Origin of the sequence: Gemmatimonas sp., from assembly GCF_044345575.1 — a bacterium.
GTDB lineage: Bacteria > Gemmatimonadota > Gemmatimonadetes > Gemmatimonadales > Gemmatimonadaceae > Gemmatimonas.
Map to the genome: position 1 here is coordinate 1 of NZ_JBIJAW010000054.1, position 15,760 is coordinate 15,760.

Here is a 15,760-nt window from a genome sequence, read left to right on the forward strand (position 1 = left end):
ATCTGTCGCTAGTGCTCGGCGCACCGCGCCGGAGCGACGAGGCGCGCGTGCGTACGGCGGAGCGCAACGTGCGCCCTGGCGTGCCCGTGATCGACGAGCAGATCCTGGCCGTGGCGGACGCCACGCTTCGCCTTGGCGAACCGTTCAGCGGGGCCTACGAGATCCGCAATCACCACCTTACGGTTGGCGCGCGCGTGGCGGGGGCACTGGCCGAGCGCTTCGGTGACGCGGGCCTTCCTCCCGGGACGGTGCAGCTGTCGTTCAGTGGCAGCGCCGGACAGAGCTTTGGGGCCTTCGGGCTACGCGGCATGCGCTTCACGCTCGAAGGCGAAGCCAACGACTACGTGGGCAAGGGGCTCAACGGCGCCGAGATCACGGTGCGTCCGTTCCGCAACGCCCGCTATCGTGGCGCGAGTCATCTCAACATGATCCTCGGCAACACCGTGCTGTACGGTGCCACCGACGGCCTGCTCTGTGCGGCGGGCCAGGCGGGCGACCGCTTCGCCGTGCGCAACTCCGGAGCGTGCGCCGTGGTGGAGGGCGTGGGCAATCATGCGTGCGAGTACATGACGGGCGGCATCGTCACGGTGCTTGGCCGCGCCGGGCGCAATTTCGGCGCGGGGATGTCCAACGGGGTGGCGTACGTCTTCGACGAATCGGAAACCTTCGCCGGACGCCTCAATCACGAAATGGTGCTGCTGGCCGATCTCGATGGCGAGGACACGCACCTCGTGAGACAGTTGCTCACTCTGCACATCACGCGCACTGGGAGTGCACGCGCGCGCTGGATTCTCGACGACTGGGAGCACCAGCACGGGCGGTGGCGCAAGGTGAAGCCGCGCGGTGCGGCCGAGCATGTGGCGCGCATCCGGGAGACATGGATGTCACGGATCGACGCGCTGACGCAGGAAGCGGTGCCGGCTCAGAGCGGCGCTTCGAGATAGAGGTCGAAGCGCCACCCTTTGTAGGGATACAGCCCGCGCGCCATGTCGAGCCGGAACAGGCCGTCGAGAAAACCGAGGCCGACACCGGCGCCGCGCTGCGGCTGGATCTGCCCGAACGTCTTTCGACTGCCGGCCCATCCCACGTCGAAGAAGGCCACCGGGCGTACGGCGCCACCACCGGTGCCCACTTCGGCGCGGGAGAACCAGAACGCATCGCCCTGCTGTGTGCCGGGCAGCTGACCGCGCACGGTGCGCAGACCGCCAATGGCATAGCCACGCTGGAACGGCACGCGTCCGAGTGAGCTGCCGATCGATCCCGTCAGGGCGGCGGAGAACGGTCCCACTCGACGGGACGCCGTGCTCTCGACCGAACCACGCGCGTACTCGAAGGTGCCGGTGGCGGCTTCGGCTCGGGCGATCGCCGTGAGACGCGCGCCACGCGGCCGCTCGACGAGCATGCGCGACCAGTTCGCGCTGACTCCGGTGAACGCGCCGGGTTCGCTGAGCAGATTCTCGCGGAAGCGGGCACCATTGGTGAGCCGGGCCAGCGAGAAGGTGTTGACGACATTGCTGTCCCCTGCCGTCCACTGCCGCTCGAGGAAGAACCGGTATTCGAAGGCGCCCTTGCGCTGTTCACGCTTCTCGCCGAGTTCGAGCCCGTAGCTGCGGTAATAGAACCCTTCATCGCGGCCGTAGAGCAGCGCTGGCAGCGACGTCCCCAGTGTGAGGGCTCCAGCCCATTCGGGATTCATGGCGTTCAGTCGGTGATACACGCCCGCGTTGATGCTGCGGGCGCCATTACTGCGCAGGAGCGACAGCTCGCCATTCGCGTGCAGATCAGCGTGCCCGATACGCCCTACCGCGCGCAGCGCGTAGCCGGCGCCGAGTACCTGCTTCACTTCCACACCGGCCGACAGCCCCTCCACGCGGTTGTAGCGGAGCAGATCGGAACCCACCCGCACCGTGGGGGGCTGCGGCGCCCAGGGCACCTGCAGCTCCATGCTCAGGGCGTTGGCCAGTTGCTCGGCACTGCGCAAATCGAAGAGCTCGTCGTCACGCACGGTCTCCGCGGGTAGCGCGGGTGACGTGGCCAGTGTCTCCATCTTGCACGGCATGTCGTACGCGATGCGTAGCGAGCGCTCGTAGCGTTCCTCCACCTTCGTCCACGTGCTGTCGGTGCGGCACTGCGTCACCTTGCCGCGACCGTAGCGCGCACGCTCGACCGAGTCACGCTTGGCGGAGTCGGAAAGCACGCGTCGCTTGCCGCCAGCACTCACGCTCACTTCTACGCTATTGTCGAGATCGACGTTCGTCGAGTCGCGCCCGGCGCCCGCCTCGAAGCGATTGCGTGCCGGAGGCAGTGCCGCGAGCGTGAAGTCGCCGTCCACGTCCTCGTAGGTGAACTTCTCATCGAGGCGAAACGGAATGCGCATGAACATCACATCGGCGCTGGCGGTGGCGCTGTGCGCGCGTGGCAGCCAGAACTTGCCCTTGTACAGGGCGTACTCCACGGTGATGGCGTCGAGCTTCGCGCGCATGGGGCGCATGGTGGCGCTCACCCAAACGGGCACGTCCTCATCGTTGGTGGCAGCGCCCTGGCGCGCGGCTTGCGCGGCCTTGGCGCGCTGGGTGCTGTCCTTCACATACAAATCACGCGGCAGTCGCGCCCGCAGCACCGAATCGCGCACCGGGGCGAGCGTTGCGTTCTCGACGATGTCCCGCTTCGCCTCGTCGCTGGCCACGCCCCAGATGTCGATATCCGTCGCGAGCCGATAGGCGGCACGCACGAGCTGCCCCCCGTCACGATCGAACCAGAACGACCCCACGAAGGTGCGCCAGTCGGGCTTACGGGCCGTGATGCGCAGCTCCCGCAGCTTGATCACGTTGCCGTCGGGGAGCGTGATGTCGGCCGAGTCGCCGGTGGCGTAGCGGTACCATCGTTCGGCGCCGCGCGCGAGCGGATGGATGATGTCACGGTCGTCCACTTCGGTTTTGACACGGCCGAAGTCCGACGACGGGAACCAGAGCTGTTCGCGTCCCGGGAAGTACGGGATGGAGACGGCCGAGACGAAGTCGCCGCTGACTTCGCTCGCCATGGGCACGGTCATGCGCGAGCCTACGGGCGTAACACGCACCCCCACGTCGCGGCGCCAGGAGATCTGCGCCACGTTGTCGCCCTGGAAGATCAGCTTTTCGAGCCCGAGCCGACGCGCGCCGAGGTGCATGGACATGCGTTGCGTGGTGGTAGCCCGGTACGCCTTGAGCGCGCTGTCCTGGCGCTCGCGGGCCTCGCGTGCACGCTCGAACACGGCCCGGGCCTCCGGGCTGCTGAACGCCGAGACGGCTGCTTCGGCCACGAGTCGCGCCCTGGTGGTGCTGTCCCCGCCAACCCGCTTTCTGTTGAGGACCCGGGCATCACGCACGGCCTCCTGCACGGCCCGGCGCTCCTCCACGCTCAGCGAATCGGCACGGCGCTGGGTAGTGTCCCGCCTCGCCTGCGCCTGCAGGGCGCCCGGCACAAGGAGGATCGCCACTACGGAAGCCCTCGGAAGCCAACGAAGCATAGACACGATGTGTTCGACCGACGTGGGGGAACGCGCCGTCCACCGGGGACGGGACGCGAGGGAATACGACTGCATACGGAGGGACGGCGCGAGCGGTTTCCGCGGGTGAAGCGTAACTTCGGGGAGTAGGACCCGGCCCGATGTCATTTCGTTTCAGGAGACCCGACGTGCGATTCCTCCCCCGGCTGTCCCGTCCGACCCGCCATCTCGTTGTGGCGACCGTGTTCTCGTCACTGGCCGCCCTGCCGGCAGCCGTGAGCGCCCAGGCCACGACCCCCGCCGCCGGCGCGGCCGTCGCGGCCCAGACCGCCGCCGATCCGCGGCTGGCCAAGCTCAAGGACGAGGCCCTGCAGATGGTGCAGGCCCGCTCCAAGCAGGTCCAGGAAATCGTGGACATGCTCTTCTCCTTCCAGGAGCTCGGCTTCCAGGAATGGGAGTCGCAGAAGTACCTCACCGGAATCCTCGAGAAGGAGGGATTCAAGGTCGAGAGGGGGGTGGCCGGCATTCCGACCGCCTGGACCGCCAAGTGGAGCTACGGGACCGGCAAGCCGGAGATTTCCCTCGGGTCCGATGTGGACGGTATTCCGCAGGCCAGCAACAAGCCGGGCGTGGGCTACAAGGACCCGATGGTCACGCAGGGCCCCGGACACGGCGAAGGGCACAATGCCGGCCAGGCGCTCAACGTCGTCGCGGCCATCGTGGTGAAGCAGCTCATGATGCGCGACAAGATCAACGGCACGCTGCTGCTGTGGCCGGGCATCGCCGAAGAGCAGATGGCGGGCAAGGCGTTCCTCGTACGCGACGGCATCTTCAAGAACACCGACGTCACGCTCTTCACGCACGTAGGCAACGACCTCGGCGTGTCGTGGGGCGCAAGCGGTTCGAGCGCGCTCATCTCGGCGGAGTTCCGCTTCAAGGGGTCCAGCGCCCATGCCGCCGGCGCGCCGTGGCGCGGCCAGTCGGCGCTCGATGCCGTGATGCTCATGGCGCAGGGGTGGGAATACCGCCGTGAGCACCTGCGCCTGCAGCAGCGCTCGCACTATGTGATCAAGGACGGCGGCGACCAGCCGAACGTGGTGCCCAGCACCGCCAGCATCTGGTTCTACTTCCGCGAGCAGGACTATCCGCGCACGATGGAGCTGTTCGAGACCGGCCAGAAGATCGCGCGTGGTGCGGCGATGATGACCGATACCAAGCTCGATACGGTGATGATCCTCGGCAGCGGTTGGTCGGCACACTTCAGCAAGCCGATCGCCGAAGCGATGCACCAGAACATCCAGACCGTTGGCATGCCCGCCTGGGACGACAAGGACCAGACGCTCGCGAAGGGCATTCAGCGTGAACTGGGGCAGCCGGACTTCGGCCTCGAGACGCAGGTGAACAAGCAGCTGCGCGGCGCCGAAGTGCCGCAGAACTGGATGGGCGGCGGCTCCGACGACATCGGGGACATCGCGTGGAACGTGCCCACGGTCACGCTGCGCTTCCCGTCGAACATTCCCAGCTTGCCGGGCCACAACTGGGCCAACGCGATCTCGATGGCCACGCCTATCGCGCACAAGGGCGCCCTCGCCGGTGCCAAGGTGCAGGCGCTCACGCTGCTGGACATCCTCATGACGCCCAAGGTGGTTGCGGACGCGTGGGACTACTTCAACAACGTCCAGACGAAGACGGTGAAGTACAAGCCGTTCATCCGCCCGTCGGATCAGCCGCCCATCTGGCTGAACGCCGACATCATGGCGAAGTACAAGCCGCAGCTGCAGAAGTTCTACTACGACCCCAAGAAGTACAACACGTATCTCGAGCAGCTCGGCATCGAGTATCCCACGGTGCGCCCCATCGAATCGAAGCCCAAGGGCAACAACTGATGCGCGCAGGCACGTTTCGCGCGACGCTGACCGCGGTGGTACTGGCATGTGCCGGTACCACCACGGCAGGGGCGCAGCAGCCGTTCGACCCGGCGTTGCAGGCGGAGATCGACAAGCGCACGAACGCGATCGCCGACAAGGTCACGGCGTGGCGGCATGACATTCACCAGCACCCCGAGCTGGGCTATCAGGAGAAGCGCACCGCCGCCCTCGTGGCAGCACATCTCAAGGCGCTCGGCATGGACGTGCAGGAGAACGTCGGCGGCATTCCCGGCGTGGTGGGCATTCTGAAGGGCGGGAAGCCCGGCCCCACCGTGGCGTTGCGCGCCGATATGGATGCGCTGCCGGTGACGGAGATGGTGGACGTCCCGTTCAAGAGCACGGTACGTACCGTGTACAACGGGCAGGAAACGGGTGTCATGCACGCCTGCGGTCACGACATGCACACTGCCATGCTCATGGGCACGGCGGAGGTGCTGGCCGGGCTGCGGGCAAAACTGCCGGGCACCGTGAAGTTCCTCTTCCAGCCGGCCGAAGAAGTGCCGCCGCGCGGCGGGGCTCAGCCCATGATCGACGCGGGCGTGATGAACGGCGTGGACGGCGTGTTCGGTCTGCACGTGGGCCCGGGCCCGCTTGGCTCCATGAGCTATCGTGGTGGTTCCATCAGCGCATCGGCCGACACGTGGAAGATCATCGTGCGCGGCAAGCAGGGACACGGCGCGTTCCCCAGCACGGCGGTGGACCCGATCGTGGTGAGCGCCGAGATCGTGTCGGCGCTGCAGACCATCGTGTCGCGTTCGCTCGATCTCACGGCCGGTCCGGCGGTGGTCACGGTGGGCGCCATTCACGGCGGGCTGCGGGAGAACATCATCCCTGATTCGGTGTGGATGATCGGGACCATCCGCACCTTCGACCCGAAGTCGCGGCAGATCGTGGCTGAGCGCATGAAGACTCTGGCGCAGAACATCGCCGAAGCGCACGGGGCAAAGGCCGAGGTGGAGGTGGTGCTTGGCTACGGCAGCACGATCAACAACACGGCGATGGTGTCGAAGTTCTCGCCGGCACTCAAGCGCGTCGGCACGGCGGCCGGTGTGTTCGAGAACAAGGCGGGGAGCATGGCCGGCGAAGACTTTTCTCGCTTTGCCGAGAAGGCACCGGGCTTCTTCTTCAACCTCTCGGTGACGCCGCCAAGTGTGGATCTCTTTGGTGTCGCCAGCAACCACTCCCCGCTCTTTCAGGGTGACGACAAGGCCCTGCCGGTGGGTGTGCGGGCCATGAGCACGCTTGCCGTAGAGTTCCTCGTGAGCGGCGGTGTCCCGCGGGTGCCGTAAGGCGTTGGCGACTGGAGTCTCCGCGCGAAACACGAACGCCCTCCGGTGATCACACCGGGGGGCGTTGGCGTTACGGGTACCGATTGGCGGGCGTTCAGGCGGCGATGCGGAACTCGTGCGACAGATCGAACAGCAACGCGCTCGCCTGTGCGCCGCTCATCCGGATCGGCGAGAAGTGCGACGTCCCGGAGTGTCGCAGCACGAGGTCGCGACGATGTGCCGTCGCCGGATCATCGAGTCCGACGTACTTCATCTTCCACTGTTCGAAGCGTCGTGTCGCGATGCGTCCGTAGCGCAGAATCTCGCAGCGCTCGTGCCGTCGGTCGGCAACGATGCGGTTGTAGAGCGCGTTGACGACATCGCGCTCTCCTTCGAGTGCCTGCAGGAACATCCCACCGCCATAGCAGAGAATGCCCGTGATGCCATTCTGCCCGTTATGCGCTTCGGCGGTGCGAAGAATGGTGGTGAGTTCAGCGTACGACATCTCGGTGCACGCTGCGCTCGCGTAGATCAGCCGAATCAGTTTCATGCTACGAAGTTTCGGTCGTCCGTTCGACAACTTGAGGCCACCGCCCTCGCCAGGTGCTGGCCCATTCGCACATCCAGGTGCACATTCATGTGCAGCTTCGACGTATCTTCTCAACGATGGGGTCGTCTACTGACATGATCGTCGAAAAGCGGCATTGGACCCGACAGACGGATTGGCTCACGCTGCGGACGGGGGGAGATCCCCTCGACGTGCAACTCGTGCTGGCCTTCGGCGCCCCTGAGGCAATCGCGGACGACACCCTCCGCGCACAGGTGCGTGCCCGCTACCCGAACGCCCGGATTGCCGGCTGTAGTACCGCCGGAGAGATCGTGGGCACGAGCGTATGCGATGACAGCTTGGCACTGGTTGCGCTGACCTTTGCGCATACGACGGTGCGGTTGGTCCATCGGAACCTCAGCCCCGGCGACGACAGCGGCACTGTCGGCGAGTTGCTCGCCGATGCGCTGGCCGGCGACGACCTCGCGCATGTCCTCGTGCTCTCCGACGGCCTGCGGGTGAACGGCTCGGCGCTCACCAAGGGAGTGCAGCGCCACCTGCCGTCATCGGTCCTCGTCACTGGCGGCCTCGCCGGCGACGCGGGACGCTTCCAGCGTACGCTGCTGTGGATGGATGACACCGTGATGGACGACGCCGTGATCGCCATTGGCCTGTACGGGAATCGGCTGCAGGTCGGCCACGGATCGCTTGGCGGCTGGGATGCGTTCGGCCCCAATCGCATCATCACGCGGTCGGAAGGCAACGTTCTCTACGAACTCGACGGCGCCCCGGCACTGCAGTTGTATCGCGACTACCTCGGTGCGCATGCGGCAGATCTCCCAGGCAGTGGCTTGCTGTTCCCACTCAACCTGCGCGCCGGTCCCGATGCACGCCCCGTGGTACGCACGATCCTGGGCATCGATGAGCGGCAAGGCAGTCTCATCTTCGCAGGCGACGTACCGCAGGGCTATCACGCCCAGTTGATGAAGGCCAACTTCGATCGACTGGTCGATGGCGCGCAGGGGGCGGCCACGGCGGCACGCGAGAGTGTGGGCGAGCGCGAACCGTCGCTGGCCCTGCTTATCAGCTGCGTGGGGCGCAAGCTGGTGCTGAAGCAGCGAGTCGAGGAAGAAGTGGAGAGTGTCCGCGATGTGCTCGGCGAGCGGCCGGCACTGATCGGATTCTATTCGTACGGAGAGATCGCGCCGGTGGCTGGTTCGCGTACGTGCGAGTTGCACAACCAGACCATGACCATCACCACGCTCGACGAGACGGAGTGATGCGGCCGGTGATCATCGCGTGAGCGCAGCCGAGGGGATCCCGAGCGAAGGCTGGCACAAGCTGCTCGTACGGCAGGTGCGTCGACACTTCGGCAGCATCGATGCCGTACCGCCCGATCTGCTGCCATTTCTCGAACTCGTGCAGCAGGCCTACCGTCATGCCGACGATGACCGCCGGCTGATGGAGCATTCACTCGAGACCGTCTCACGCGAACTCGCCGATCGGTTGGCGCGGATGCAGTCGGCCATTGGTGAACGGGAAGAGGTAAAGCGGGCCTACGCCCAGTTGGAGGCCACCCAGGAGCAGTTGCGCCAGGCGCAGAAGATGGAGGCCATCGGTCAGCTTGCCGGCGGGGTGGCTCACGACTTCAACAACCTCCTCACCGTCATCACCGGGAATGTGGAACTGGTGACGTCGACCTCCGAATTGCCGGCGGGGACGCGTGAGCTGCTTGGCGAGGTCGTCGTGGCGGCGGATCGTGCCACGCGGCTGACGCGTCAGCTCCTGGCGTACAGCCGCAAGCAGATGCTGCGCCGCACGGTGTTCGATCTCGCCGAAACGATCGATGGCCTGCTGACGGTGCTGGGTGTCGCGGCCGGGCCGCGCATCACGATCGAAACCGACGTGCGACCGGCCTTCGTGCTCGCCGATCGATCGCAGATGGATCAGGTCCTGCTCAACCTCGTCATAAATGCGCGAGATGCCATGCGCCGCGAGGGGACGATCACTATTTCCAGCGGCACCGAGCGCGTGACCACCGCGCGGCCGGCCGCGATGGGCGACGAGCTGCCTCCGGGAACCTATTCGGTCCTGCGAGTGACGGACTCGGGCATGGGGATCCCCAGCGACCTGCAAGACCGGGTCTTCGAACCGTTCTTTACCACGAAGCGTACCGGTGAGGGCACGGGGCTGGGGCTCTCGATGGTGTACGGGCTCGTGCGACAGACCGGCGGATATGTGCTGCTCTCCTCGCGGCCCGGCGAGGGCACGACGATGGTGATCTATCTGCCCGCCTCGGACGATGCCGCCAAGACCCCGGATGCGACGACGGAATCGCCGACCGCAGCCGCACGACGCAGCCAGCGTCTCCTCGTGGTCGACGACGAGCGGGGTGTACGTCAACTCATGCGCACCGTGCTCGAGCGTCAGGGATTCGCGGTGGAAGAAGCCTTCAACGGCCAGATGGCCCTCGACGTGCTGGAGCAGACGAGCACGGCCTTCGATCTGGTCGTGAGCGACGTAGTAATGCCCGAGCTCAGCGGGTGGGAGTTGGGACGCCGCCTGCGCACCCGGCACCCGCAGTTGCCGATCCTGTTCGTGTCGGGCTACAGTCCGGAGGAGCTGGCGGACCTCGGTGGACAGTTGGACGATGAGGTCACCGTGCTGGCCAAGCCCTTTTCGATCGATCAGCTGCTGCAGTCCATCCGTTCCCTGCTTTCATGACTGACGCGCTACGGCTCACCGGCGACGTGCCTCCCGACGAGTTCAGGACGGCGGCGCACGCCGCCGTCGACTGGATCGCCGATTATCTCGAGAACAGTGCGCACTATCCGGTCCGCAGCCGGGTACGGCCGGGTGACGTGCGCGCGGCGTTGCCCGCCTCGCCACCCGACGTGGGCGAGCCGCTGGATGCGATGCTGCGTGACTTTCACAGCACCATCGTGCCGGGCATCACGCACTGGAATCACCCGGCGTTCTTCGCCTACTTCGCCAACTCCGGCGCGTATCCTGGCATTCTTGGCGAGTTGCTGACGGCAGGGCTCAATGCGAACGGCATGCTATGGGTCACCAGTCCGGCCGTCACGGAGCTGGAGCAGCTGACGCTCGATTGGCTGCGCCAACTCATGGGATTGGGCGATGGGTGGTTCGGGCAAATCACCGACACGGCGAGCGTGAGCACGTTCTATGCGCTCGCGGCGGCCCGTGAGCGTGCCGGTTTCGATGTGAGAAGCAAGGGGATGGCCGCGCGCACCGACCTGCCGCGCCTGCGCGTGTACTGCAGCGAGCACGCGCACTCCAGCATCGACAAGGCGGTCATTGCCCTCGGGCTCGGGCACGAGAATCTCGTGAAGATCGCCACCGACGAGCAGTTTCGTCTGCGCCCCGACGCTCTGGCGGCCGCGATGGAGGCCGATGTGGCGGCGGGCTACCGACCGATCGCGGTGGTGCCGTGTGTCGGCACCACGAGCATCACGAGTATCGATCCGGTGGCTGAGGTGGTACGCATCGCGCACGCACACGACTGCTGGGTACACGTGGATGCCGCGTACGCCGGTGTAGCCGCCATCGTACCGGAGCTGCGCTACCTGCTCGATGGCGTGGATGGCGCGGATTCACTGGTCGTGAACCCGCACAAGTGGCTGTTCACCCCAATGGACTGCTCGGTGCTGTACACGCGCGATCCACAGTCGCTCAAGCAGGCGTTTGCGCTGTTGCCGGAGTATCTCGTCACCCGTACGCAGGACGAGACGGTGAACCTCATGGACTACGGCATCCAGCTGGGACGCCGGTTCCGGTCACTGAAGCTGTGGATGGTGCTACGGGCGTACGGACGTGAGGGCATCGCCGAGCGCATCCGTCATCATTGCGAGCTGGCGCGCGAGTTTGCGGGCATGGTGCATTTCGAGGGGGGATGGGAGCTCACCGCACCGGTCACGCTGTCGCTGGTCTGCTTCCGCCGCGTGCCCGCGGATGCCGACGAAACCGCCATCGCCGCACTCAACGCGGCGATCATGGAGCGGGTGAACGCCAGAGGGCACACGTACCTGTCGCACACCAAACTCAACGGTCGCTACACGCTGCGTCTGGCGGTTGGCAACATCCGCACCGACCGGTCGCACATCGAACTCGCCTGGCGCGAGCTTCGCGAGGCGGCGGCACTGATCGAGCAGGGCGCGTAGCCCGCGATCGCGGACGGTTCGTCCGCAAACCTGGCGCGCTGGTGCCGCGGTGGCGTTGCTAGGCGTCCGACTCCCACGCCTTCGCATCGGGTGAGCGACGCGCCATGGCCCGTCGCTCAGCCTTGCGTTCACGGCGACGGCGCTGCCACCGCAGGAACGCGAAGACGGCGATGGTGACCACCACGGCGCCCACGATCTCACCGGCCTTGCCGAGGTGGCCTATGGCCTGCACCGCCGCTTCGCCGGCCACGTAACCCACCAGCGTGAACACGAGCGTCCATGCCAGTGACCCGATGAGCGAGACCGGCAGGAACACATAGAGCGGAACGCGCGCCGCGCCACTCGCCATGGGCAGCACAATGCGCAGGCCGAAGGCGAAGCGCACGAAGAACGAGGCCGTCAGCGGATTACGACGGACGACCCGTAGCGCCACGGTCCCGGTGGCGCGGGTGCGCGGAAAGCGGCGCCGAATGGTTTCCCACTTGAGCCGCCCCACCGCGTAGAGAAGGGAGGTCGCGATCCACCCGCCCAGCGTGATCGCGGCGATCAGCGGGATCAGGCGCAGTTCCCGCTCGTGCACCGCGATGCCGCCGAAAATGGGCGCCAGCTCCTCCGTGATAATGGTCGACGCGCCGAGGACGATGTACGTCCACGGCGCGTCGGTCATCATGGCAAGCCAGGAGGCTTCGGACACAAGGAGGGAGACCGGCAGGCGCATACGAGATGCAATCTACACCCGCCCGGTGTCGGCCGGTCCTGCCGATCCCCGCGTTTACGAATCCGTATCAGTCGCCGGCTTCCGGCACCGGCATCTCGAAGGTGCGGAACTCTCCGGTGCGGGGCGGATTGAGCCCCACCATGCGGGAGAGGCGCGTCCGCCATCGATCGAAGATCTCGTAGAAGGTCGGAATGACGAGTAGGGTGAGGATCGTGCTCGTCACCACGCCGCCGATCACTGCCACGCCCAGTGGCGCCCGGAACTGCGCCCCTTCGCCGCGGCCGAGTGCGACCGGGATCATGCCCGCGATGAGCGCGAACGTGGTCATGAGGATGGGGCGCAGGCGGATCGCGCCGGCCTCGATGAGCGCCTCGCGCAGGGGCATACCGTTCTTCTCGCGGGCCCACTTGGCGAAGTCGATGAGCAGAATGGCGTTCTTGGCCACGATGCCGCACAGCAGGATCACCCCGATGAGACTCATGAGGTTGATCGTGTTGCCGGTGATGGCCAGCGCGCCCATCACACCGATCAGCGACAACGGCAGCGAGATGAGAATCGAGATCGGATCGAGGAACGAGCCGAACTGCACCACCAGGATGAGATACATCAGCGTCACCGCCACGCCGAGCGCGATGAAGATGCTGCTGAATACCTCCTGCTGCTGCTCGACCTGTCCACCGGACGACAGCGAAATGCCCGGCGGCAGCGGAATGGCATCGAGCCCCTTCTGAATGTCGGCCTGCACCTCGCTGAGCGATCGGCCAGCCACATTCGCCTCCACCTTGATCACGTTGTCGCGATTGAGATGGTTCACGATGGCCGGTCCGAGCTCGCTCTTGATACGCGCCACCTGCTGCAACGGAATCAGCGTGCCGTTGGCACCGCCGCCCACGGCGATGGGCAGCTGCGCGAGATCGGCGCCACGCGAGCGCGCGTCCGGCGAAAGGCGGACCATCACCTTGCGCGTCTCATTCGAGGGATCCACCCAGTCACCGGCATCGAGACCGGCAAAGGCCGGGCGAATTGCCGTGGCCACCTGCCCCACACTCAGGCCGAGCGCACCGGCGAGGCCGCGATCCACCTGCACCGTGAGTTCAGGCTTTTGCCCCTTGGTGCTGAGTGCCACATCAACCGCGCCGGGCACCGACTGGAGGACCGCGAGATACTGATCGGCCGTCTTCTGCAGCGCGGCCTTGTTGTTGCCACGCAGCTCGAGCGAGATCTGCTTCTGCTGGCCGGCGAAGTCGTTGGTGTACAGCGAAACAGACGCACCACCGATCCCCGCGACTTCCTTGCGCATGGCCTCACCGAGTTCCTCGGCGGACATCTGGCCGTCCTTCAGTCGGTCGGCCTTGGGACGCAGCTTGAGGTACACACTGGCCTTGTCCACCGCGCCGCTTGCGCCACCGGCGGTGACGAAGCTGTAGAGTACCTCAGGATGACGCGAAGGATCAGCCAAGCGGATCGCCTCGCCTACCTTCTGGCGGAGGTAATCGACGTTCGCGCCCGGCGGCGTTTCCACCGTCATGTTGAGTTCGGCGTTGTCTTCGAGCGGAAAGAACCCGCCACCCACGAAACCGAGCGCCGGCATCGCCAGGGCAAAGGCGAATGTGCCCACCGCGAGCGTGACCATGCTCTTGGGGTGATCGAGCGCCCACCCGATGAGCAGGCGATAGCGGTCCGCGAGGCCGTTGAACCACGTGTTGAACTTGTCGAGCTGCTTCGTGATCCAGCTCTTTTCGTGCTCGGCCAGATGCGGGTCGGGCCAGTAGGCCGAGAGCATGGGATCGAGCGAGAACGACACGAACAGCGACACGAGCACGGAACAGGCGATGGTCAGCGCGAAGGGCTTGAACCACTGACCGGATTCACCCTGCAGGAACGCGATGGGCACGAACACCGCCACGATGGAGAACGTCGTGGCGGCCACGGCGAGCCCGATTTCGTCGGTGCCTTCCCGTGCCGCAGTGTAGTGATCCTTCCCCATCTCCACGTGTCGCACGATGTTCTCGCGCACGACGATGGCGTCGTCAATGAGGATACCGATGGCGAGCGAGAGCCCCAGCAGCGACATCGTGTTGAGCGTGAAGCCGAACGCCCACACGGCCACAAAGCTCGCCAGCACCGACACCGGCAGCGCCAGGCCGGTAATGACCGTCGAGCGCCACGAATTGAGGAACAGGAACACCACCAGCACCGTGAGCAGGGCACCCTCGATGAGCGCGCTCTGTACGTTGTCGACTGAGTTGGTGACGCGCTGCCCCTTGTTCTTGATCACGGTGAGGGACGCGCCCTGCGGGGTCACCACCGAGTCGAGCGTCGCCACCTTCTTCAGCACCGCCTCGGCCACGGCCGTGGTGCTGTACCCCTTCGTCTTCTTGATCTCGATGCCGACGGCGTCCTTGCCGTTGTACAGCGCCAGCGTGCGCTGCTCTTCGGTGCCGTCTTCGGCGGTGGCCACATCACCGAGGCGAATCACGCGTCCACCCTTCTCGGCGACCACGAGGCTCATGAAATCCTGCGGCCCGTCGAGACGACCGCGCAGACGAATGGTGCGCTCGTCGAGCGCGCCGTTCACCCGCCCCACGGGCACCGCCAGATTGCCCTGCTGCAACGCACCCACCACCTGCGGCACCGACACCCCGGCGGCCACCAGGCGCTGCGGGTCGAGATTCACGGTGAGCTCGCGCTTCACCGAGCCCGTCACCGAGACGTCGGCGACGCCAGGGATGGCGCGCAGCTCACGCGTAATGCCGGGGTCGGCGATCAGCGTGAGTTGCGCCGGGTTCAGCGTGTTCGACGACAGACCGAGCGTCACGATGGGCGCGTCGGTGGGATTGAACTTGCGCAGGATGGGCTCTTCGATTTCCTGCGGCAGATCCTGACGCTTGGTGCCGATGGCGTCACGAATTTCCTGCGACGCTTCCTGCAGATCCTTCGCATACACGAACTGCGTGATGATCTGGGCGTACCCGTCACGGGCTTCGCCTTCCATCTTCTTCACCCCGGAGATGGCCTGGATCGCCTCTTCGATGGGCTCGAGCACCTCGCGCTCCACCTGCTCGGGGGAGGCGCCCGGATAGATCACCGTGGTGAGCACGACCGGCGGCTGCACCTCGGGGAATTCGTCGGTCTGCAGCTGCAGGAGCGCGACCAGACCGAACCCCACCAGGGCCAGCATGGCCACGATGGTGAGCAGCGGCCGCTTGATCGCGAAATCAGAAATGAACATGGGAGTCCGCTCGTGGTCAGTTCTTCGCCTTCGGCGTGCTGTCGGCGGTCGGAGCGACCGCCTTCGCCGTAGCGCTCTTCGCCGACGCATCCGTGGGCGCCGATACCGTCACCGACACGCCCACCGAGATACCGCGCGCCGCGCCCAGCAGCACCGTGTCACCAGCCGCCAACCCGCTCGTGATCTCGACGCGCTCGGCCTCTTCGTCACGCAAACCGAGTTGCACATCCACCTTTTCCACCTTGCCACCCTTGAGGCGCATCACATTGGGACCCACGCCGCCGGTCTGATCGACCGCCTGCTCGGGCACGAGCACGCCCAGGCGCTTCTGCGACGCCACGCGCCCTTCCACGAACAGGCCCGCCACGAGCACCCCGGCGTTGTTCGGCACCGAGGCCT

At 66.1% G+C, this 15,760-nt stretch carries 9 protein-coding genes and 2 pseudogenes; 6 read left to right on the plus strand and 5 right to left on the minus strand.

All coding sequences use genetic code 11. From position 1 onward, the window contains the following. A pseudogene (locus ACIQ6O_RS05400) lies at nt 1-944 on the plus strand (glutamate synthase subunit alpha); the annotation flags it as partial. Here ACIQ6O_RS05400 and ACIQ6O_RS05405 read toward each other — a convergent pair. After that, on the minus strand, nt 923-3,478 hold the full coding sequence (locus ACIQ6O_RS05405; protein WP_396206762.1) for a hypothetical protein: 2,556 nt from the start codon (nt 3,476-3,478) through the stop codon (nt 923-925). The pseudogene ACIQ6O_RS05400 and the gene ACIQ6O_RS05405 overlap by 22 nt on opposite strands. 170 nt (nt 3,479-3,648) lie before the next feature. Here ACIQ6O_RS05405 and ACIQ6O_RS05410 point away from each other — a divergent pair, with 170 nt between their 5' ends. After that, entirely contained in the window at nt 3,649-5,373 is a 1,725-nt protein-coding gene (locus ACIQ6O_RS05410; RefSeq protein WP_396206763.1) for a peptidase dimerization domain-containing protein, read from the plus strand. Beyond that, entirely contained in the window at nt 5,373-6,704 is a 1,332-nt protein-coding gene (locus tag ACIQ6O_RS05415) for an amidohydrolase (protein ID WP_396206764.1), read from the plus strand. Before ACIQ6O_RS05410 ends, ACIQ6O_RS05415 begins: the two co-directional genes overlap by 1 nt. A gap of 94 nt (nt 6,705-6,798) precedes the next feature. Here ACIQ6O_RS05415 and ACIQ6O_RS05420 read toward each other — a convergent pair whose 3' ends face one another. Then, nucleotides 6,799-7,233, minus strand: coding sequence for a BLUF domain-containing protein (locus tag ACIQ6O_RS05420; protein WP_396206765.1), 435 nt, complete (start codon nt 7,231-7,233; stop codon nt 6,799-6,801). Nucleotides 7,234-7,349: 116 nt separating this feature from the next. Here ACIQ6O_RS05420 and ACIQ6O_RS05425 point away from each other — a divergent pair, with 116 nt between their 5' ends. From ACIQ6O_RS05425 to ACIQ6O_RS05435, 3 genes are read left to right on the plus strand one after another with little or no spacing between them, the layout of a single operon-like run. Beyond that, complete coding sequence (locus tag ACIQ6O_RS05425) at nt 7,350-8,510, plus strand: FIST signal transduction protein (RefSeq protein ID WP_396206766.1); 1,161 nt, start codon at nt 7,350-7,352, stop codon at nt 8,508-8,510. Between the two features lie 19 nt (nt 8,511-8,529). Beyond that, nucleotides 8,530-9,954, plus strand: coding sequence for a response regulator (locus tag ACIQ6O_RS05430; RefSeq protein WP_396206767.1), 1,425 nt, complete (start codon nt 8,530-8,532; stop codon nt 9,952-9,954). After that, nucleotides 9,951-11,411 (plus strand): pyridoxal phosphate-dependent decarboxylase family protein, encoded by a 1,461-nt coding sequence (locus ACIQ6O_RS05435; RefSeq protein ID WP_396206768.1) that lies wholly within the window; start codon nt 9,951-9,953, stop codon nt 11,409-11,411. The genes ACIQ6O_RS05430 and ACIQ6O_RS05435 overlap by 4 nt, the downstream gene beginning before the upstream one ends. Before the next feature lie 58 nt (nt 11,412-11,469). Here the strand turns inward: ACIQ6O_RS05435 and ACIQ6O_RS05440 are convergent, their stop codons facing one another. The 3 genes and pseudogenes from ACIQ6O_RS05440 to ACIQ6O_RS05450 form a co-directional block, all read right to left on the minus strand. Next, complete coding sequence (locus ACIQ6O_RS05440; protein ID WP_396206769.1) at nt 11,470-12,129, minus strand: DedA family protein; 660 nt, start codon at nt 12,127-12,129, stop codon at nt 11,470-11,472. A gap of 67 nt (nt 12,130-12,196) precedes the next feature. Continuing rightward, nucleotides 12,197-15,361 carry an efflux RND transporter permease subunit gene (locus ACIQ6O_RS05445; protein WP_396206770.1) on the minus strand — a complete coding sequence of 1,055 codons (3,165 nt, stop codon included), beginning with the start codon at nt 15,359-15,361 and terminating at the stop codon, nt 12,197-12,199. 16 nt (nt 15,362-15,377) lie between these two features. Then, nucleotides 15,378-15,760, minus strand: a pseudogene (locus ACIQ6O_RS05450) (hypothetical protein); the annotation flags it as partial.

Bases quoted from the DNA above. Each gene is read 5' to 3' on its own strand.
- ACIQ6O_RS05410 (WP_396206763.1), top strand. From the start codon at position 3,649: ATGTCATTTCGTTTCAGGAGACCCGACGTGCGATTCCTCCCCCGGCTG.
- ACIQ6O_RS05415 (WP_396206764.1), top strand. From the start codon at position 5,373: ATGCGCGCAGGCACGTTTCGCGCGACGCTGACCGCGGTGGTACTGGCA.
- ACIQ6O_RS05420 (WP_396206765.1), bottom strand. From the start codon at position 7,233: ATGAAACTGATTCGGCTGATCTACGCGAGCGCAGCGTGCACCGAGATG.
- ACIQ6O_RS05425 (WP_396206766.1), top strand. From the start codon at position 7,350: ATGGGGTCGTCTACTGACATGATCGTCGAAAAGCGGCATTGGACCCGA.
- ACIQ6O_RS05435 (WP_396206768.1), top strand. From the start codon at position 9,951: ATGACTGACGCGCTACGGCTCACCGGCGACGTGCCTCCCGACGAGTTC.
- ACIQ6O_RS05440 (WP_396206769.1), bottom strand. From the start codon at position 12,129: ATGCGCCTGCCGGTCTCCCTCCTTGTGTCCGAAGCCTCCTGGCTTGCC.
- ACIQ6O_RS05445 (WP_396206770.1), bottom strand. From the start codon at position 15,361: ATGTTCATTTCTGATTTCGCGATCAAGCGGCCGCTGCTCACCATCGTG.